This is a genomic window from Rhizomicrobium palustre (assembly GCF_011761565.1).
GTDB classification, from domain to species: Bacteria; Pseudomonadota; Alphaproteobacteria; order Micropepsales; family Micropepsaceae; genus Rhizomicrobium; species Rhizomicrobium palustre.
Genome location: NZ_JAASRM010000001.1, coordinates 1,403,423 through 1,422,089 on the forward strand (window position 1 = coordinate 1,403,423; position 18,667 = coordinate 1,422,089).

18 protein-coding genes are annotated in these 18,667 nt (G+C 60.9%); 8 read left to right on the forward strand and 10 right to left on the reverse strand.

What is annotated here, in order from left to right:
• Nucleotides 1-72: 72 nt before the first annotated feature.
• The 4 genes from rpoD to FHS83_RS06350 all read right to left on the reverse strand — a co-directional run bounded on the left by rpoD (nt 73) and on the right by FHS83_RS06350 (nt 5,861).
• Nucleotides 73-2,697, reverse strand: coding sequence for an RNA polymerase sigma factor RpoD (rpoD, locus tag FHS83_RS06335; protein WP_208414254.1), 2,625 nt, complete (start codon nt 2,695-2,697; stop codon nt 73-75).
• 51 nt (nt 2,698-2,748) lie between these two features.
• The gene (locus tag FHS83_RS06340) at nt 2,749-3,090 is read right to left on the reverse strand and encodes a hypothetical protein (RefSeq protein WP_208414255.1); all 342 of its coding nucleotides are present in this window, start codon (nt 3,088-3,090) and stop codon (nt 2,749-2,751) included.
• 82 nt (nt 3,091-3,172) lie between these two features.
• On the reverse strand, nt 3,173-5,044 hold the full coding sequence (dnaG, locus tag FHS83_RS06345) for a DNA primase (RefSeq protein WP_167081979.1): 1,872 nt from the start codon (nt 5,042-5,044) through the stop codon (nt 3,173-3,175).
• 487 nt (nt 5,045-5,531) lie between these two features.
• Nucleotides 5,532-5,861, reverse strand: coding sequence for a type II toxin-antitoxin system ParD family antitoxin (locus tag FHS83_RS06350; RefSeq protein ID WP_167081981.1), 330 nt, complete (start codon nt 5,859-5,861; stop codon nt 5,532-5,534).
• A 183-nt stretch (nt 5,862-6,044) separates the two neighbouring features.
• Between FHS83_RS06350 and FHS83_RS06355 the strand changes: the two genes are divergently transcribed.
• The 4 genes from FHS83_RS06355 (at nt 6,045) to FHS83_RS06370 (ending at nt 9,322) form a co-directional block, all read left to right on the forward strand.
• Nucleotides 6,045-7,667 carry an ATP-binding protein gene (locus FHS83_RS06355; RefSeq protein WP_167081983.1) on the forward strand — a complete coding sequence of 541 codons (1,623 nt, stop codon included), beginning with the start codon at nt 6,045-6,047 and terminating at the stop codon, nt 7,665-7,667.
• 83 nt (nt 7,668-7,750) lie between these two features.
• The gene (locus FHS83_RS06360; protein WP_208414256.1) at nt 7,751-8,107 is read left to right on the forward strand and encodes a helix-turn-helix transcriptional regulator; all 357 of its coding nucleotides are present in this window, start codon (nt 7,751-7,753) and stop codon (nt 8,105-8,107) included.
• Nucleotides 8,091-8,783 (forward strand): hypothetical protein, encoded by a 693-nt coding sequence (locus tag FHS83_RS06365; RefSeq protein WP_167081985.1) that lies wholly within the window; start codon nt 8,091-8,093, stop codon nt 8,781-8,783. The genes FHS83_RS06360 and FHS83_RS06365 overlap by 17 nt, the downstream gene beginning before the upstream one ends.
• A 65-nt stretch (nt 8,784-8,848) precedes the next feature.
• Entirely contained in the window at nt 8,849-9,322 is a 474-nt protein-coding gene (locus FHS83_RS06370) for a hypothetical protein (RefSeq protein WP_167081987.1), read from the forward strand.
• 20 nt (nt 9,323-9,342) lie between these two features.
• Here FHS83_RS06370 and FHS83_RS06375 read toward each other — a convergent pair whose 3' ends face one another.
• The gene (locus FHS83_RS06375) at nt 9,343-9,852 is read right to left on the reverse strand and encodes a PAS domain-containing protein (RefSeq protein WP_167081989.1); all 510 of its coding nucleotides are present in this window, start codon (nt 9,850-9,852) and stop codon (nt 9,343-9,345) included.
• A 118-nt stretch (nt 9,853-9,970) separates the two neighbouring features.
• A complete protein-coding gene (locus FHS83_RS06380) occupies nt 9,971-10,435 on the reverse strand; it encodes a GatB/YqeY domain-containing protein (RefSeq protein WP_167081991.1) in 465 nt (154 codons plus the stop codon).
• Nucleotides 10,436-10,494: 59 nt separating this feature from the next.
• Here FHS83_RS06380 and FHS83_RS06385 point away from each other — a divergent pair, with 59 nt between their 5' ends.
• From FHS83_RS06385 to carA, 3 genes are all read left to right on the forward strand, one after another.
• Nucleotides 10,495-11,625: a hypothetical protein gene (locus tag FHS83_RS06385; protein ID WP_167081993.1), complete on the forward strand. Its 1,131-nt coding sequence runs from the start codon at nt 10,495-10,497 to the stop codon at nt 11,623-11,625.
• Nucleotides 11,626-11,637: 12 nt separating this feature from the next.
• The gene (locus FHS83_RS06390; protein ID WP_167081995.1) at nt 11,638-12,858 is read left to right on the forward strand and encodes a hypothetical protein; all 1,221 of its coding nucleotides are present in this window, start codon (nt 11,638-11,640) and stop codon (nt 12,856-12,858) included.
• Nucleotides 12,859-13,059: 201 nt separating this feature from the next.
• Entirely contained in the window at nt 13,060-14,226 is a 1,167-nt protein-coding gene (carA, locus tag FHS83_RS06395; RefSeq protein WP_167081997.1) for a glutamine-hydrolyzing carbamoyl-phosphate synthase small subunit, read from the forward strand.
• 54 nt (nt 14,227-14,280) lie between these two features.
• Here carA and FHS83_RS06400 read toward each other — a convergent pair whose 3' ends face one another.
• Nucleotides 14,281-15,594, reverse strand: a complete 1,314-nt coding sequence (locus FHS83_RS06400; protein ID WP_167081999.1) for a S41 family peptidase — start codon at nt 15,592-15,594, stop codon at nt 14,281-14,283.
• Nucleotides 15,591-16,088: a MarR family winged helix-turn-helix transcriptional regulator gene (locus FHS83_RS06405; RefSeq protein ID WP_167082001.1), complete on the reverse strand. Its 498-nt coding sequence runs from the start codon at nt 16,086-16,088 to the stop codon at nt 15,591-15,593. The genes FHS83_RS06400 and FHS83_RS06405 overlap by 4 nt, the downstream gene beginning before the upstream one ends.
• A 175-nt stretch (nt 16,089-16,263) precedes the next feature.
• Here FHS83_RS06405 and FHS83_RS06410 point away from each other — a divergent pair, with 175 nt between their 5' ends.
• Nucleotides 16,264-17,100 (forward strand): tellurite resistance TerB family protein, encoded by an 837-nt coding sequence (locus FHS83_RS06410; RefSeq protein WP_167082003.1) that lies wholly within the window; start codon nt 16,264-16,266, stop codon nt 17,098-17,100.
• On the opposite strand, the gene FHS83_RS06415 is transcribed toward FHS83_RS06410, so the two are convergent.
• Both FHS83_RS06415 and FHS83_RS06420 read right to left on the reverse strand, forming a co-directional pair.
• On the reverse strand, nt 17,097-17,768 hold the full coding sequence (locus tag FHS83_RS06415; RefSeq protein ID WP_167082005.1) for a DUF4893 domain-containing protein: 672 nt from the start codon (nt 17,766-17,768) through the stop codon (nt 17,097-17,099). The genes FHS83_RS06410 and FHS83_RS06415 overlap by 4 nt on opposite strands.
• Entirely contained in the window at nt 17,749-18,594 is an 846-nt protein-coding gene (locus FHS83_RS06420) for an enoyl-ACP reductase FabI (RefSeq protein WP_167082007.1), read from the reverse strand. Before FHS83_RS06420 ends, FHS83_RS06415 begins: the two co-directional genes overlap by 20 nt.
• Nucleotides 18,595-18,667: the final 73 nt, after the last annotated feature.

Consider the following 18,667-nt stretch of genomic DNA (forward strand, 5'->3'; position numbering starts at 1 on the left):
TCTTTATGCTAAGCCGCCTTCAGCTTTGGCCCATGGGGCTAACGCCAAAGGAGGCTCTGTTCGAAAAATCCCTTAATTGTCCAAGAACGAGCGCAGCTTACGCGACCGCGAGGGGTGCTTCAGCTTGCGCAGGGCCTTGGCTTCGATCTGGCGGATACGCTCGCGGGTGACCGAGAACTGCTGGCCCACCTCTTCCAAGGTGTGGTCGGTATTCATGCCGATGCCGAAGCGCATGCGCAATACGCGTTCTTCGCGCGGGGTCAGGGTGGCGAGCACACGAGTTGTGGTCTCGCGCAGATTGGCCTGAATCGCCGCATCGATCGGAAGGACCGCGTTCTTATCCTCGATGAAGTCGCCCAAATGGCTGTCTTCCTCGTCACCAATCGGGGTTTCGAGAGAGATCGGCTCCTTGGCGATCTTGAGAACCTTGCGGACCTTTTCCAGCGGCATGGCGAGACGCTCGGCCAGCTCTTCCGGGGTCGGCTCGCGGCCGATCTCGTGCAGCATCTGGCGGGAGGTACGCACCAGCTTGTTGATCGTCTCGATCATATGCACCGGGATACGGATGGTGCGGGCCTGGTCCGCGATGGAGCGGGTGATCGCCTGGCGAATCCACCAGGTGGCATAGGTCGAGAATTTATAACCGCGGCGGTATTCGAACTTATCGACCGCCTTCATCAGGCCGATATTGCCTTCCTGAATGAGGTCGAGGAACTGCAGGCCGCGGTTGGTGTATTTCTTGGCGATCGAGATCACGAGGCGCAGATTGGCCTCGATCATCTCTTTCTTGGCCACGCCGGACTCGCGCTCGCCCTTCTGCACCGTCTGCACGATGCGGCGGAAATCGGAGATCGACTGGCGCATCTCCTGAGCATGGGTCTGGATATCGTCACGCAGGGCATGGACCTTATCGCGCTCGATGGCGATGAAATCCTTCCAGCCGGCGCGGGACAAACGGCCGACGCGGCGGGTCCAGTTGGGATCAAGCTCGTTGCCGAAATGCTCGCGCAGGAAGTCCTCGCGGGCCACGCCATGGCTTTCGGCCAAACGCAGGAGGCGACCTTCCAGGCCGACGAGACGGCGGTTGATGCCGTACATCTGATCGACCAGGGCTTCGATGCGGTTGTTGTTGAGCTTGAGGCCCTTAACGAGGTCCACCGTCTCGTTGCGCAGCTTCTTGAAGCGGCGTTCCTGAGAATTGGAGAGCTCGTCATCGGCCAGCGCCGCCTCAACCGAGGCATCCTGCAGCTTGCCGAGCTTCTTGTAGAGGTTGGCGATGTTATCGAGCGTCGCCAGAACCTGGGGCTTCAACGCGGCTTCCATCGCCGAGAGCGGCAGATTGCCCTCGTCATCAAAGCCTTCCTCACCCTCGCCACCTTCGGCTTTGGGCTGGCCGTCGCCGCCTTCACCCTCTTCACCCTCGGCCTTCTTTTCCGCAGGCTTGGCGGCCTTGGCCGCCTCGGCAGGTTCAGGACGGACAAATTCGGGCTTCACAAATTCCGGCGGCTTGGGGAATTCCGGCTTCACGAAAGCGGGGGCTTCGCCCTCGGCACCTTCGCCAGCTTCGCCCTCGGCCATATCGGGGCCGCCCACCGCGGCGCCATCCGGCCCCGTGCCATACATGGCTTCGAGGTCGATGATGTCACGCAAGAGCACCTTGCCCTCGTTCAGCTCGTCGCGCCAAACGGTCAAGGCTTCAAAGGTCAGCGGGCTTTCGCACAAGGCACCGATCATCAGCTCGCGGCCGGCCTCGATGCGCTTGGCAATGGCGATTTCGCCTTCGCGGGACAAAAGCTCAACCGAGCCCATCTCGCGCAGATACATACGCACCGGGTCATCGGTGCGATCATAGGTTTCGGTGGCGCCTTCCTTGGTGACGGCGACAGCCTTGCCTTCGGCCAGCGCAGGAACTTCGGCGTCGGCGCCTTCTTCCTGCTCTTCGCTTTCGATGACGTTGATGCCCATTTCGGAGAGCATCGACATGGTGTCTTCGATCTGTTCCGAAGAGACCTTGTCGGACGGCATCACCTTGTTGAGCTCGTCATAGGTGACGTAGCCGCGGGTCTTGGCGCGCGCGATCATCTTGCGCACGCCGACATCGCTCATATCGAGGAGCGGGCTGTCGGCATCGCCAGGGGTCTCGGATTCACCCGGTTTCGCACCTGGCTTGGCAGGCGCAGCCTTGCCATTGGTCTTGGCGGCGGGCTGAGCCGGTTGCGGCGCGGCCTTCTTGGCGGGCGCGGGCGCAGCAGCCTGCGCCTTGGCGGCGGCTTTGACGGGCTTCTCAGCGGCGGGGGCAGCAGCTTTGTCGGCCGCGGCCTTTTCAATCTCGGGGGCTTTTACTTTGGCCTCAACTTTCACGCTTGCGGCCTTGGCCTCTGCGGTTTTCGCTTCATGCTTCGGTTCGGAGTGCTTGTGCTCGGGAGTCTTGACCGCCTCGCTCTTGGCCTTGGCGGCCTTCACGGCAGTCTTCTCGACCGGTGTCTTCTCAACCTTTTCCGTCTTGGCGGGCGCTTTGGAGCTCGCATGCGCGGCCGCGGCAGGCTTCTTAGCCGGCGCGGGCTTCTTGGGTGCTATTTTGGACGCAGCCTTTTTGGTCGCCGCCGGTTTCGCACTGGCAGCCTTGGCAGCCGGACGCTTGGCCGCCTGCTTAGCGGCCTTGGGGGCCTTCGCCGGTTTCTTTGACTTTGTTACCACTTTCGTACCTTCGCGCGCGCGAGCGTGATGATCCAGTTAAGCCCCGGCCGTTCACACGGACTCGGGGGTGCCTTCCTCGACCGCAGGCACCACGGGTTCGACCGTTTCCGGCACCGGGGCCGGAGCAGCCTTCTTGGCCGAGCGCTTGGCGGGTTTCCGCTTGGGGGCCGTCTTCTTGGCGGACTTTTTCGCCTTTTTCACGGCACCTTTTTTGGCGACCTTTTTGGTCTTGGCGACCTTCTTAGCCGCTTTTTTCGCCGTCTTCTTGACGGCAACCTTCTTGGCGGCCTTTTTGGCGCCTTTTTTCACTGCCTTTTTGGCGACCGGTTTCTTCACAACCTTCTTCGCCTTCTTGGCCGGTTTGGCCTTCTTTGTCTTCTTCTTCGCTGCCATTGTCGGTTTCCCTCTTTCTCGGTCCGCTGCGCGCGCGCCGGTAGAATCACAATTTATACGGATTGGATTCTACGTGCTTGTCCTATTCGCCGAAACGGCCTTCTCGCAAGCGGAGCAATTCGCGCAGGTTGTCTTCCGACGGCTCCTTGTTGAAACGCTCCAAAGCACGTTTGCGCTCCGGATCGGTTTCCGCCAGGACGCGAAGGTCTTGTGCGGCTCGCAGGAAGCGGGCATGTGCATCCTCGACAGAAGCGGTCCCCTCCCCCACCTCTGACCCCTGAAGTTTCAGCCGCTGAAGAGTGTCGGCCATACCGAGACGGGTTAGATGGGACTCCAACACCTCGATTTCAAGCCTGGTGCCGGAAGCGGCGACGTTTAGAAGTTCGCCCCGCAACCTGTCAAGGAAGGGATCAGTCAAAGGCAGCGCCGCCACAAGCTCCAAATGGCTCTCTACCATTGCGGGATCAGCCAGCAAAAGCTTGCAGACCTCGACCTCCTTAACCTTGAGGGCGCCGCCGCCCCGCGCGATCAGGCTTTTCTTGACCGCCTCGGAGACGGTCTCCATCGGGGGCTGAAACCCTTGATTCGATTTGCCTTTCCCGCCGAACCCGCGCCCCTTCTGTCCCGGCTGGAAGAGCCGGCTCGACCAAGGCTTGCCGCCGCCGCCGCCCTCGGATTTATGACGGCGCTTAAAGGTCTCGAAAACGCGGGTATCGAAATCACGGCGATAATAATCGGCGATCTTGCCATCGGAAATTTTTGCCACCAGTTCCGATAAAACCTGCTCCAGACCGGCCCGGCGCTCCGGCGTGGAAAAGTCCTTCCCCTCGGTCTCGCTTTTCCAGAGTACCTCGGCGAGGGGGAGAGCGGCATCCAGCACCGCGCGCATCGCCTCGGGACCTTGGGCACGGATGAGACTGTCGGGGTCCTCGCCACCCGGGATGAAGGCAAAGCGGAGCGAATAGCCGGGCTTTAAATGCGGCAACGCGAGGTGGGCCGCGCGCAAGGCCGCCTTCATGCCCGCCGCATCGCCATCGAAGGACATGATGGGTTCGGGCGCCACCCGCCAGAGAAGCTGAAGCTGATCCTCGGTCAGCGCGGTGCCAAGCGGAGCGACCGCCGCCTCAAAGCCTGCGCGCGCGAGCGCGATCACATCCATATAGCCTTCGGCGACAATGATGGTGCCCGCCTTGATGCCCGCAGGCCGCGCTGTCGCCAGATTGTAGAGAAGATGGCCTTTGGAAAAGAAGGCCGTCTCGCCAGTGTTGATGTATTTCGGCTTGGCATCCGCATGCAGGCCGCGCCCGCCAAACGCCACCACGCGGCCTTTGCCATCGCTGATCGGGAACATCAGGCGGTGGAAAAAGAAATCGCGCGGGCCACGATCACCATCCGCCGGACGGGCGAGCCCCGCCGCGATGATGTCATCCATCGCAATATTGAGACCGGTCAGATGCGCGATGAGCGCGTTGTTGCCGGACGGCGCATAGCCGAGGCGGAACTTTCTGACCGTTGCGTCATCAAGGGCGCGGGTTTTCAGATACTCGCGCGCCTCACGCCCGCCCGGCGCCTGAAGCTGGGCCTCGAAGAATTTCGCCGCCGCCTCGATCACGTCGTAGAGAGATTTCTTTTTCTCCTCACGCGCCTCGTCTTCCGGCGACCATTTTGGCAGTTCCACCCCGGCTTCATTGGCGAGGCGTTCCACCGCTTCGGGGAAGGTGAGACCCTCGGTCTCGACCAGCCATTTGAAGGCATCACCGCCCTTGCCGCAGCCAAAGCATTTATAGGTGCGCCGCCCGTTCTCGACCTTGAAGGACGCGCTTTTCTCGCCATGGAAAGGGCAGCAGCCCCAAAACGCCTGGCCCTTGCGGGTGAGCTTCACACGCCGCCCCACCAGCTGGACGATATCCGTCCGCCGGAGGATCTCTTCAAGAAGGTGGGGGCCAAAACGCATGAGAGTAGTTTCGCAGAAAAGGGGGGGACTAGCGCGGGGCGCACCGGCGGAATCTTGTGAATGCTGTAGCCACGACCTTATTGAGACCTGGCTATTCTATATATCGTAAATGGCGCCAACATCACCTAAACTCAGTCATGTAAGCCAGTTGGGGCCCGCCCCAACACGATTTCTGCAGCCGATCCGACCATGCGAAAGGCACATTCGAATTGGCATATAAAGTCGCATATTCTCTCGCAGCAGCTACGCAAATCGAAGCTCTGTATATGTCCCTTGCTGAAAAAGCGGGGGAAATGATCGCAGACTCCTATATCGGCGGCCTTCAGCGGTTCTGTGAGGGCTTGGCGCATTTTCCCAAACGAGGGACACGCCGAGAAGGCTTAATCATCCCAGGCTTGCGCATCATTGGCTAACGTCGCATCACGATCGCGTTTGATGTGGATGACACCACAACGACCGTCACCATCCTGGGGGTCTATTATGGCGGTCAGGATTTCGAACGGGATTTTGGGGGCGACAGCTCGGGCGAATAGTCGCTTTCGGTTTTTTTGGTGCGAGCACGATAAGCCGCGCGTACCCGATCCATAAGCTGATCTGCTGGAATAGCCTTGCTCGGATCAGCCAGATATTCCCGGCAGCTTTGGACGACCTCCGTCCGCAGCCATTTTTCCAAGGCTTCCTCGCGGGCGAGCATTGCCCTGAGCCCATCGCGGATCACCTCGCTTTCGGAGGCATATTCTCCCGACGCAACTTTCGCCTTCACCATCGCGGCCATTTCATGGGGCAAGGTGATGGTAATGGGAGCGGTGTTTCGCATTCCAGGTGCCTTCTCAGAATGCGGCCAATCTAGCATGGTGTATGACTAAATCATACACCACATTTACCACAACCCTTGCGCGCGCAATCAGGTGTTTTGCGGGTTGTTAACTTTGCGGCTGGTACCTATTCTAGGCTGCAATAATTTGCACTACATCCGCTTGCTCCAACGGAGGACTTTATCGTGTCACTCCAAAGCGTTCCCCAGCCATCCGAGGCCTTGAAGCCCAGCGAGCCGGGCTGGCTTTCGCTGGTCAAAACCGTGGAGCAGCTTGCTGGCGCAGCCGAACTTTCCGACATCATAGACATCGTACGTACAACCGCGCGCGATATTTCTGGCGCCGATGGCATCTGTTTCGTTCTGAAGGACGGCGAGCGCTGCCATTATGTCGACGAAAATGCGATTGCACCTTTGTGGAAAGGCAAACGCTTTCCCCTGAGCACATGTGTTTCGGGCTGGTGCATGATGCACGATCAGACCGCCGTGGTGACGGATGTGTTCGATGATGCGCGCGTGCCGGTGGATGCCTATAGCCCGACCTTCGTCAAAAGCATGGTGGTGGTGCCGGTACGCAATGAGGTGCCTGTCGGCGCGATCGGCTTCTATTGGGCCCATAAGCGCAGCTTCGAAAAAGAGATCTTAGGGCTGCTCGAAGCGCTGGGACGTTCGGCCTCTGCCGCTTTCGCCGCGGTTAAGGCCCGCGAAAGCTGGCGGGAGAGTCAGCAAAGCCTGGCGCTGGCGCTTGACGCCGGGGGGCTTGGTGCCTTTGAAGTCGATCTCACCGACGGTAGCGTCAAAGCGACGAAGGCCTGTGCGGATCTTTTCGGGATAAACGGCGAGACCCCGCTGACGCTTTCCGCGCTGCTCGAGAAAATCGATCCAGCCGATCGCGCGGAGGCAGGAAAAGTCTTTGGCTCGGAGCTGATGCCAGGCGGGCGCTCGGACGCGATCTATCGCTTGCGCCGCGACGGGGGATTGCGCCGGGTCGAACTGCAAAGCCGGTTGGTTTTCGATCCCGATGGCCGGCCCTGCCGGGTCTCAGGCGTGGTGCGCGATGTTACTGAACGCTTCGAGGCCAAAGAGCGTCTTGATGCGCTGATGGCCGAAACCCTGCGTGCCTCGCGTCTTACTGATCTGGGCGCGATGGCGTCGGCTTTAGCCCATGAGCTGAACCAGCCGCTCGCGGCGGGAAATAACTACATCAAAGCCGCCGAGCGGCTGATGGCGAAAGACCCGGAAAAAGCGCTCGACGCGATGAGTAAGGCGGGCATGCAATTCGTCCGCACCAAAGACATCATCCAGCGCATTCGCGGCTTCGTTGGCCAGGGTCAGGCCAGCCGCAAGGGCGAGAACATCGAGAGCCTGCTTCAAGAAGTGCTGGAACTCGCCCGCATCGCGGCGCGCCACCATGGCGTGACGGTGCATCTGAAAGTCGAGACCGGACTTCCCATGGTGGAACTCGACCGGGTGCAAATCGAGCAGGTGCTGTTCAACCTCTTGCGCAATGCCGCCGAGGCTTTGGAAAACCAGCCGACGCGGCAGGTGACCGTTTCCGCCGTACAAAAAGGCGAGATGCTGGAAATACGCGTTCATGACACCGGGCCGGGGCTTTCCCCCGAGATCGCGGAAAACCTCTTCATGCCCTTCCGCTCGACCAAGGAGGGCGGCATGGGGGTGGGGCTTTCGCTCTGCCGCAAGATCGTCGACAGCCATGGCGGCAAGCTTTGGTATGAGGGCAGCGAGATCACCGGCGAGGCGGGGGCGAGCTTTGTCTTCACCCTGCCGCTGCATCTTACCGCGATCTAACGCGATTTTCATGCCTTATACCTTGAAGTTCTAGGTATGGAGCCCTAGGTATCGTCTGTTGCGATACTGCCAGGGCTCTTTCGGTGACGCTGAAAGCCAAAACCAATCCCCCGTTCATGACCGGCGTGCCGGAGCTTTTGGTGCTGCGCCTTTTGAAGGCCCGCGCCATGTATGGCTATGAGATCGTCGCCGAGCTGCGCGAACAATCCGGCGCGGTGATCCAGGCCGGCGAAGGCGTGATCTATCCCGTGCTGCATGCGCTGGAAAAAGACGGCGCCCTGAAAGCCAGCCGCAAAGCCGTGAATGGGCGCAGCCGCGTCTATTACAGCCTGACCGATAAAGGGCAGAAGCGGCTGGAGGGGCTTTCGCAGGAATGGTCGCGGATCGCCGAAGCCGTCGGCGCCATGCTGAAAGGAGAGCGCCATGAACCCGCCTTCTGATCAGTTTGCGAGCCTCAAAGACAAACTGTTGAAAGCAGGCATCGCGCCCCGCCATGTCCGCCGCTATGCGCGCGAGCTGGACGACCATTTTGCCGACCTCCTCGAAATGCAGAAAGAGCGTGGTTATGAGGAGCCGGATGCCTCATGCCGCGCCCGCGCGCTTCTGGGCGATGACGAGGAACTTCTGGACGCCATGCTGGCGACGGGAAAGTTCCGCGCCCTATCGGCCCGCGCCCCATGGCTGGTGTTTGGCATCGTGCCGCCAGTGGCGATCTTTCTGGCGCTGCTGGGCAGCGGGCTTGGCATGGCGGCGATCGCCGCTCCGCTGCATAGCCCCAACATGCCATTGCCGAGCTGGTGCGAACCTGCCGCGCAAGCAGTCTGCCTTTTTGCCAATTACGCGGTCGGCCCGCTCGCCATCCTGCTGCTTCTGGTGACGGCGTTGCGCCAGCGCCTGGAAGGCTGGTGGCCGGTCATCGGTGTGATGGCGGCTGCGCTGTTGGGCGTCTTGACCTCATTAGCGGTGTCGATGCCGCATGCGGCGGTGAAGGGCGAAGTCTCAGTGACCATGGGGCTTGCCTTTCCGGATGTGCTCACCACCACCCGCTTCATCGTGATCGCGGCGATCACAGTGCTCAGCCTTGGGCTGTGGGCCAAGCGGCGGAGTCTTGCCTGAGCGCGCGGTTCCATAGCACCCGAGGCCTCGCCTCTGGGGCCGTCATCGGCCTGCATATCTTGATCGTGGCCGCGCTTCTGAACGCCGTGGTGATCACCCATTGGGAAAAGCCGACCGTCAGCGAAGCCATTCTGGAATTTCCGCCACAGCCTCAGCCGGAAAAAGCCGCCCCCAAAGCGGCATCCGGCGCGGCAGCGGCCTCGGGAACATTCCAAGGTCCCGCACCCATATTTCAGACCCCGAATTTCTCGCCGCAAGCTTTGGGGCTGGGACAGGCGGTGTTCGGCTGCCAGCCGGAGAAGTGGCAAGACCTTTCCCGCGAGCAGCAGGAAAAATGCGCCAAGCTTTCGGGCGGACGCTTCGTGGCGATGAAGGATGGCGTGCCGGTCGACCTCAAACTCAAAGGCCCCGAATGGGAGGGGCTTCGCAACAGCGATCTCAGAGCGCGCGAACGCAACACCTCCGATCCCTGCCAGGCCGCCAAAGCCACCGGGACTGAATGCATTCACGACATCATCTATGGCAAAGGGCTGTGGTGAGTTCGAACCAGGCGCGCACTTTACGGAGAACAGCGCACGCGTTTGGCAAAGGTGATGAGGTGGTCGACACATCCTGGTGATGAGCCTAGCGGCAGAAGCACAGCTTCGGCATCGGCAAAACACGCCTCACGTTCGAGCTGCGCGGAATAGCGGACCGCCCAAGGCTGGCCGGTTTCCACAATGTCCCGGTAAACACAGCTCCAATAGCGCGCCGAGTTGGGAAGGTCAGTGGCGATATCGCTTAAGCGGCGCTGGGCCAGAGGCGCTTTGTAAGCCCGCACAACATCATCGCCCACAATCGTATATTCGAAGTCTTTGCCGCCCGCGATCACCTTCAACAGGATGACATGCGCGAGCAGATGCCGGATCGGGCGCGGAGAAATCTCTTCGCGTGCGGGATAAAGGCGAGCACCACAAAGACCCAACCAATATGCGTAGCCTTGCCGGACTTCGGCGAAACGGAGCTCGTCAAATTCGATGCGCCGGTACGTGTCCTGAATCAGATCCTCTGTCGCATCGCGAATGTGCATGCCGCCCGCCCCTCATCCCTGGCGGGAGCATAGCTATGCGTCCCCCCTGGGGTAAGCCCAGGAGGGTGCAAACACTTGTAAAACCTAGCAAATTCTTCCACAGCGGGTAAAGCCGGGGCTACTTGCCACCGAGCAGCGGCTTGATGAGGGCACCGGCTTTGCCGAAATCCATCGTGCCGGTGTAGCGCTCTTTCAAGGCGCCCATCACCTTGCCCATGTCCTTGAGCGAGGTCGCGCCGGTCTCGGCGATGATGGCCGCGATGGCGGCTTTGGTTTCGGCTTCATCGAGTTGGCGCGGCATGAATTCACGAATGATGGCGATCTCGGCCCGCTCGGCGGCGGCAAGTTCAGGACGATTGCCCTGCTCATAAAGCGCGATGGAATCCTCGCGGCTTTTGATCATCTTGCCGAAGAGCGCGAGGATCTCGTCATCGGAAATCCCATCGCGGCTGGTTTCGGTGCGCGAGGCGATATCCTTATCCTTGATCCCGGCTTGCACGAGACGCAGCGTGGCGACGCGCTTCTGGTCATGCGCCTTCATCGCCTCTTTCACCGAATTCATAATCTGATCGCGCAACGCCATGGCTGATTCTCCTTGTGGCGCGTAATCTAGTCATCGGGACCCCAACTCACAACCAAGCCATGGTCACACGCATCCTCTTGGGATTGCTCACGGTTTTCGCCATCGCGCGGGCCGAGGCAGCGGATACGCCAAAGCAGGCCTTGGACGCGGCAACAAAAGTGCTGTCGTCTCACACCGATGGCTTCTATCTCGATCACAAGGCAGGCGCTGAAACCGCGCTCGACAATTTCAGAACCGCAGCGCAACGCTGGGCGGTCGCCTATCTTGATGCTCACCCCAAAGCTGCGCCATCCGCGCTGAAAGCGGCAGCCGAAGCGATGGATCGCGAGCTGAGTATCACCTTCACCCCCCTCGCACCGGAGTTGATGGCCGTAAGCGCGAGCTATGGCGAGCTTGGCAATGTGTTTCTGCTTGCCAAGCAAGGCACACACTACGCGGTCGTCTGGGATATCCGGAAAACAGGTCCGGACACGGCACGCGATAACGGATGGGGGGCAATGGCCGCCTTTGGAGATGGCTGCGGGCGTTGCTGTGATTGCCGCGCTTTATATGGCGACGTATATGCGTTGCCGCCTGATGCGGCGGGACATATCCGCTTTTATATCGATGGCGGCTATGCCCAGCCCGCCGGCGCCACGCGGGGCGCTGAGATCAGCATCTGGGCCTGGGATGGCAAAGCGGCCAAAGCCCTGTTCAAAGGTGATTACGTTTCGGTGGCCGACGATCTGCCGATTGTCGAAGCCAAAGACGACACCATCCTGGTGCATCCCAAAACGCAGTATCGCATGTTCTATGCCTGTGGCGCCTGTTCCGGGCGCAAACTGACCTGGACGCTGAAACTCACCGGCGATGGCGTGCGGGATTTAGGCAAGCGTGTCGATCTTCCCGAAGCCGATGCGGTGGATGAGGTTTTCCTCCGGCTCTGGCAAGGCAAGGGTGCCAGCGCATTGGCGGCGCCCAAGGTGCTGGAAAAGATGGCGGCGATTGTTGCTGAGACGAAGAAGAGCGCTTCCGATCCGAACGACCCGAATCTCGGCATGCTGTCGGGGATCGATGTGAAGCGGAACGGGGATCGCGCCACCCTCACCTATGACACCGCTGTGGCCGCCGCCCCGAAGATGGTGGCCACGGTTCTGCACAAGAAAAGCGGGTATTATCTCGAGGCTTTCGATTTTTCCCTGAAGAATTGAGGATTTCGCGCGATGGCAAACCTCCGTGCAGGGCGTAATCTCTTCATCAGGGCAGCAATGCACAACCCAGCCATGATCAGACGCATCCTCTTGGGATTGCTCGCAGTTTTCGCCATCACGACGGCCGAAGCAGCGCAGACGCCAGAAGCGCGGTACGCCGCGGCATTGGCGGTGCTGGAAGCCAAATGCGGCGACGATTGCGGTTTTGGGGTCGACGAAAGCAATCCCGAGGAGGTGAAAGCGCTCGATGCCCTATGGGATGCAACACAGGATTGGACGCTGGCCTTTCTTGAGAGCAATCCCGGTATCGCGTTAGAGCCGCTGAAGACGGAGCTTTTGAATCGGCACCCTCCGACATTTCAATCTCCGAGTATCGCACCAGATTGGGTGACCTCGCTGGCGGATGATCTCTACGCCTTTTCCACCCGCTGGGACCAAATCGGAACGGCATTTTTAGTGGGCAAGAGAAACGGCCGATGGACCGTTCTTTGGGACGTGCGCAAGACCGATACGAGGCACTTTCCCGTGCTCAACGCATGGCGAACGGATCACGGCGGCGGCGCCTGTCGCGATGACGATCTTGGGTATGCCTGCGGCTCGCTTTCCGGCGGCATCTTCCCGCTAAAGCCTGATGCTGAAGGCAAGCTGCGCTTTGGCCTTGGCGGAACCTACGCCCAGGGCGGCGGCTTTACCTTTACCAAGCAAATCAGTTTTTGGCGCTGGGATGGTAAAAATGCCGAGCCGCTGCTGGCGCACACCTATCAGCAGTACATCGAAGACTCGCAGGCGAGCGTTCCAGATACGCCAAGCCGCATCGTCGTCCGTGTGAAAGACAAGTTCAAATCGGTCGGAGTTTGCTGTGCGGGACGTCAGCTTAATTGGACCTTCCGCATCCTGCCCGACCGCATCGAGGACCAAGGCAAAAAACCGCTCTACCCCGAAGCCGATGCGGTGGATGCGGTCTATGCCGCTCTACAAGACCACCGTTCTGCCGAGGGAGCGGCAACACCTGCCGCACTCAGCTTCATGGGGCGGAACCTTCCGGATGGTTTGGGAAACTTCGTGACTCGCCGAAGCGGTTCCGGCGCCACGGTGTGCCTTTCCTCGGACGCCTTCGAGTCATTCTTCGTGCGGTTCCGTCTTGTACGGCGGGGCGGGAAATTCTTCATCGCAAAAGCGGAACGGGTCGCCGGCGATCTCGATCAGCACTGCTCCCGGCAAAAGGGGGAATAGACCGCCTGGGCCGGGAACACAGCGCCCCCTCACCTGAAAAATCATCGAGGTTAGCGGCGCACCCATTGCGCGTTTTACGGGCGAAATCGCGGCGCACCGCTAACCCCGTGATTTTTCTTCCTCTCCCACAAGGGGAGAGGGATTGAAGGGTTGACCCGGGCCTGCCCCGTCCCTATTTTCCGGCAAATTCGAGGTCCCCCCATGAGCGATACCGCCACCCTGTCCTCCGCGCCAACGGAGGCTCCGTTTTCTCGCGCGAAGCTGGTTTTGGCCGATGGCTCGGTCTTTGAAGGCTTCGGCTTCGGTGCCGATGTTCAAGCCGTGGGCGAGGTCTGCTTCAACACCGCCATGACGGGATATCAGGAGATCCTCTCCGACCCCTCTTATGCCGGGCAGATCGTCTGCTTCACCTTCCCCCATATTGGGATTGTCGGCGCCAATAACGAAGACATCGAATATGGCACCCCGCATGTGCGCGGCGTGATTGTGCGGGCCGATGCCACGCACCCTTCCAATTATCGCGCGTTGCAGACGCTCGATGTCTGGCTGAAGAAGCACAACATTCCGGGCATTGCCGGGCTCGATACCCGCGCGCTGACCAGCCGGATCCGCGAGCAAGGCATGCCCCATGGCGTGATCGGGCGCGGTGACGATGTGGCGGCGCTGACGGCGGCGGCGAAGGGCTTTCCGGGGCTGGTCGGCCTGGACCTCGCCAAGGAAGTGACCGCGCGCCAGATGTTCAAATGGGACGAGACTCCCTGGGTGTGGAACAAGGGCTATGGCAAGGTCGAAGCCCCCACATTCCGCGCCGTGGTGCTCGATTACGGGGTGAAGAAGAACATCCTGCGCCTTCTGGCAGGCCTCGGCGCCGATATCACCGTCTTACCCGCGCAATCCACCCTGGACGACGTGCTGCGCCATGAGCCGCATGGCGTGGTGCTGTCCAACGGCCCCGGCGATCCGGCGGCGACGGGGGAATATGCCATTCCGACCATCAAGGGTCTGGTGGACAAAGGCCTGCCGGTGTTCGGCATCTGCCTCGGTCATCAGATGCTGGGGATCGCCCTCGGAGGAAGCACCAAAAAGATGGCCCAAGGCCATCACGGCGCCAACCATCCGGTGAAGGACCTGGAAACCGGCAAGGTGGAAATCGTCTCCATGAATCACGGCTTCACCGTGGATGCCGATACCCTGCCCAAGAACGTGATCCAGACCCACGTCTCACTCTTCGACGGCTCCAATTGCGGCCTGCGGCTGGACGGGGCGCCGGTCTTCAGCGTGCAATACCACCCCGAAGCCTCGCCGGGCCCGATGGATTCGCACTACCTCTTCGATCGCTTCGCAGAGGCGGCCAAGAGGCGGGCGTAAAGCCCGCTCCCATCGCGAGATACCAAGGGCGGGGAGACTTCCCCGCCCTTTTCTTTACGGCGTTGTGCGAGTGAAAACCGTCGAGCCGCCAGAGGCATCGCGGACCGTGAGGCGTTCGACCTTGCCTTGGGCGTCGCGCGCGAATTGGAAACGCCGGTCCGGGACGCCCTCGCCGCCGAAGAGATCGGGGCCAAGCGGCACGAGCTTCACCTGCGGGGCGCGATCCCGCACGAAATAAAGCGCACCGTCCTTCAACTCCACGCTGCGGGCCATATATTGGCCGGCAAAGGGTTCGAGCGCTTGCGGCTTTGGCGGGTGCAGCAGAGCTTCTTCCTGTTCGAGCGCCCAGCGCTGCGCAGTGTAATCGCGACCGGCTGCGGGCTTTGCGAGGATCGCTTTCAGCGCTTCGATGTTGGCGCGGGACATCGCCTGATCCTGCGGCACGGCGATATCGGGTTTTACCCCGACAGCTTCCCAATTGGTGCCAGTGATGGGATTGATCGCCGCGCCGGTGGAAATGAAAATCGCAAAGCCATCACCTGCATCCACAAAATCACCGGGGTTGGCCCCGCCATAGGTGACATCGCCAATGAGAGTGCCGCGCTTCTGGGTTTGGACATCATAGGCAAATTCTTCAGCGGCCGATGCCGTGCGCCCGCTTATCAGCACAAAGAGCGGCACATCGCTGCGCTTGGGGCCGGTATAATTGGTGAGGGTGTAAAACTCCTCTGTTCTGTCTCCTTCGCGCTGATAAAAGCGGTTGAGCAGAACCTTGTCTTTGAAAAATGGGCTAAGCAGAAGATCGATCATCGCCGGCGAGCCGCCGCCGTTCTGGCGCAGATCGAAAATCACCGCGTCGCAATTGGCCATGAAGGCGAGCGCGGCTTCGGCTGTTTTGCGGGCCTCAGGCGTTTTTTTGCCGGTGAGGGCGGTATCGAAATCGGCGAAAAAGCTGAAGCGCAGATAGCCGATATTGCCGGGCAGGCGTTTGACCTCGTCAAAGCCGTAATTGACCTGGCGCATGAAGGCTTCTTCGGCGGCCAGATCCGGCGCGGCTGCCGCTTGCTGCTGCGACGGTGAAGGCGCGCGCCAAGTGACATGGAAGTGGCGGTCATAGGGGGTAAGCTTTTCGCTGAGCAGCGTCGCCAACTGGCCTTCATCCGTAATGGCGATGATAGAGGGATCGGCCTTCAAGGCACGCACGGAGTCGGCGATTTTCAGCGCTTTGTCCTTATAGACATAATGGTCCCGGATCAGATCGGCGATGTGATCAAGTTTTGCGTCGCGCTGCTGTGCTGTGAGGGCAAGCGCGGGTGCGATAAGGACCATGACACTGAGCGCAGAGGCGCACAAAAACCGAGTCTTCATGAATTATCCTGCAAATGGTGTTGGATCCGATCGAGCATGGGGCGCTTCAAGAGCGCTGCATCGAGGGCTTCGAGATCTGCCAGAAGGCTGGGCGCGGCCTCTTTCAGAAGTGCGGCGCTCGCCGCCGACACCGCATCCCATAAAGGATCGAGTTTCTCGCATAGCGCGCGGCCCTTGGCGGTCATCTGTAGAACACGGCTGCGCTTATCGTGGCGGGCTGTGACCCGGCGGATGAGGCCACGCTTTTCCAGCGCATTGGCCACCTGCACCACGGCGACATGGCTCTGGCCGAGGACGGCGGCGGCGCTGCCAATATCCAAATCCTCAGCGTGGCGCAGAAGCGTAAAAAGCCCATACCAGCGCGGTTCGAAATCCACGCCCGCCTCGTCGTACATAGCCGACACCCCTGCATTTAGGGTTTCGAACAGGCGCCGGAGCCGCGTTCCCAAGGCGCGGGAACCTTGGCTGATGAGAAGATCGTGATGTGCCGTCATTATATGTAAGTGCTTACATAAAATTCCGCACCTCGCAAGTGACCGTTTCTTTAGGGGAGAGTTCGGGCCGCTTCGCACATCACTCTAACTTGCAAATACTTCCGTATGCGCTTTGTCGTTGCTGCGCAGAGGGGAACGTGACAGCCTTCGCGGCGTGGGTTTTGCGAGAGTTCTCATGCTTCGCAGCGGGCTATCGACGGGCGCGGTGGTGACGCGCTTCTGCGACTTTCTGAAAGCGCGCCAAGACGTGCCGCCGCCGGTGCCGCCGGGCTTTCTGGTGCGCCTGGGAAGTCATGATCCCGATGACAGCATCTTTGTGCCGCCTGAGCCGGAGGACGATCTCAATCTGGAAGCCGAGCTTGGCTTTGCCCAGAACCAGAGCTTCGTCATCGTCTATCAAGCCGCCGATGGGCATGAGAGTGTGCGCCGCATCACGGTGCGCAATCTTTCGCTCAATGCCGAAAATATCCCGATCCTCAATTGCTGGTGCCATGAGCGCCAAGCCTTGCGCGCCTTCCGCATCGATCATGTGCGCGAGGTGGTGACCCAGGATGGCGAGGTGATCGCGCCGCCCGCGCGCTTCTTTGTCGAGACCTTCGGCATGGCGCCCGCGCTGGCCGAATGCAGCTTGCCGAGGCCCGCGAGCCTCACCCGCATCCGCCCGATCTTCACCCATCACATGATGGTGCTGACGCATCTGGGGCGCGCCGATGGCGACTATTGCCTCGATGAGCAAGGCATTGTGCTCGACCATTGCTTGAAGCTGGCGCGCGATGCCGACCGGCGCGCAACCGAAGCCGAAGAGCGCGCGCTCAGGCGCTACCTGAAGACGCTAAAGCCCAAGAAGATGTTCCTGGCGCGCGCCATGCGCGGGCTTGAAAGCGAAACGCCCGATCGGGTGATGGCGCTGCTGGCCGCCGCCGATGAGGTGATCAACGCCGACGGCATGCGCCATCGCGATGAGGAAAGCTTCTTCCACCTGTTGCAGCGCGAACTGACGGGGCTGAATTAGCGCTTCAGTTCGATCACGTCGAAATCGGATTCCTGTACCGGATACGGCAGCTCCAAACGGGCGCGGCCATCGGCGGTGAGCGTTAAAAGCCCGATCTGATCATCGGGGGTTTCATTGGCCCCCGCACTCGCGCCTTTGCCGGAATAGGCGGGCTTTTTCTCGGCCGGACCATAGGCGGTCACATATTGGGCGCCGAGATACACGAAGCCGCCCTGGTCGGGATAGAGCGTGCCCGAGATGCGGGTGGAGCCGCCGAGTTTTTCGAAAGAGAGCGTGCCATCGCCGCGTGGAGCGATGCGGCAACGGAACCAGCCATAAACGATGGAGGGCGTGGCACCGCCGAGCTTCATGGTGCGGCAGTGCCAAGTGCCGACGAGGCGATGAGCATCGGAAGCGACCGCGTTGGCCGAAAGGATCGAGCGAGCGGCGGCGTAGAACCCCGGATTGCCGCGCGCGGCGTCTTCGAGGCCCTGCCCGCGCGCTTGGTTCAAATGAGCGAGCCGGTCAGCATCGCGCGGGGAAGCTTCATCCTGCCAGGAGGCAAGAGCGGGCACAGAGAAGAGAAGCGCAACGGTAATGGCAGCCGCGAGCCCCCTTCGGTTCGCTGCGCTCACCACTTCCCCCGCATAGCGGGGGCAGAAAGCCTGATCAGCCTTCGCCGCTTTCATCGGATTTGCCCTCTTCCTGCCCGCTCCAGCTTTCGAGCACGGAAGCAGGAGGAACGCCCATGACGTTATACCCGGCATCAACATAGTGCACTTCGCCGGTAACCCCTGCAGACAAATCGGAAAGAAGGTAAAGCGCGGCGCCGCCGAGGTGATCGAGCTCGATGGTCTTGCCGAGCGGGGTCAGCCCCTTGATCCAGCGGAACATGGTGCGCCCGCCGCCCACCACTGAGCCCGCGAGGGTGCGGATGGGACCGGCGGAGATCGCGTTAACGCGGATCTGGTCATGGCCGAGATCGGCCGCGAGATAGCGCACGGACGCTTCCAGCGCGGCTTTGGCCACACCCATCACATTGTAGGACGGCATCACCTGACGGGCGCCATGATAGGAGAGCGTCAGCATCGCGCCATTACGGCCCTTCATCAGCGGGATGGCCCGGCGCGCCACCGCGGTGAAGGAGTAGCAAGAGACCGACAGGCTCTTGGCGAAGTTCGCGCGGCTGGTATCGACATACCGCCCCTTCAACTCGTTCTTGTCGGAAAAGGCGATGGCGTGGACCAGGAAATCGAGCTCGCCCCATTCCTTCTTGATCGCGTCAAAGGTGGTGTCGAGCTGGTCATCGTCTTCGACATCGGCGGGCAGAAGGATGGTGGCGCCAATCGAAGCCGCGAGCGGCTTGAGGCGCTTGAGCTGCGCATCACCCTGATAGGTGAAGGCAATCTCGGCGCCATGCGCCGCCAGCGTCTTGGCAATGCCCCAGGCAATGGAATGGTCGTTCGCAACGCCCATGACAAGGCCGCGCTTGCCGGCCATTAGTTTGGTGGTCATCAGTCCCTCAAAAAAGCCAATGCCCGCCCAGACGGGGGGCACTTAGCCTGAACTGCACCGGCCCACAAGGGCA

Bases quoted from the DNA above. Each gene is read 5' to 3' on its own strand.
- FHS83_RS06400 (WP_167081999.1), bottom strand. From the start codon at position 15,594: ATGAAGACTCGGTTTTTGTGCGCCTCTGCGCTCAGTGTCATGGTCCTT.
- FHS83_RS06410 (WP_167082003.1), top strand. From the start codon at position 16,264: ATGCTTCGCAGCGGGCTATCGACGGGCGCGGTGGTGACGCGCTTCTGC.
- FHS83_RS06405 (WP_167082001.1), bottom strand. From the start codon at position 16,088: ATGACGGCACATCACGATCTTCTCATCAGCCAAGGTTCCCGCGCCTTG.
- FHS83_RS06380 (WP_167081991.1), bottom strand. From the start codon at position 10,435: ATGGCGTTGCGCGATCAGATTATGAATTCGGTGAAAGAGGCGATGAAG.
- FHS83_RS06350 (WP_167081981.1), bottom strand. From the start codon at position 5,861: ATGCGAAACACCGCTCCCATTACCATCACCTTGCCCCATGAAATGGCC.
- FHS83_RS06365 (WP_167081985.1), top strand. From the start codon at position 8,091: ATGAACCCGCCTTCTGATCAGTTTGCGAGCCTCAAAGACAAACTGTTG.
- FHS83_RS06385 (WP_167081993.1), top strand. From the start codon at position 10,495: ATGGTCACACGCATCCTCTTGGGATTGCTCACGGTTTTCGCCATCGCG.
- FHS83_RS06340 (WP_208414255.1), bottom strand. From the start codon at position 3,090: ATGGCAGCGAAGAAGAAGACAAAGAAGGCCAAACCGGCCAAGAAGGCG.
- carA (WP_167081997.1), top strand. From the start codon at position 13,060: ATGAGCGATACCGCCACCCTGTCCTCCGCGCCAACGGAGGCTCCGTTT.
- FHS83_RS06375 (WP_167081989.1), bottom strand. From the start codon at position 9,852: ATGCACATTCGCGATGCGACAGAGGATCTGATTCAGGACACGTACCGG.
- FHS83_RS06390 (WP_167081995.1), top strand. From the start codon at position 11,638: ATGGCAAACCTCCGTGCAGGGCGTAATCTCTTCATCAGGGCAGCAATG.
- dnaG (WP_167081979.1), bottom strand. From the start codon at position 5,044: ATGCGTTTTGGCCCCCACCTTCTTGAAGAGATCCTCCGGCGGACGGAT.
- FHS83_RS06420 (WP_167082007.1), bottom strand. From the start codon at position 18,594: ATGACCACCAAACTAATGGCCGGCAAGCGCGGCCTTGTCATGGGCGTT.
- FHS83_RS06415 (WP_167082005.1), bottom strand. From the start codon at position 17,768: ATGAAAGCGGCGAAGGCTGATCAGGCTTTCTGCCCCCGCTATGCGGGG.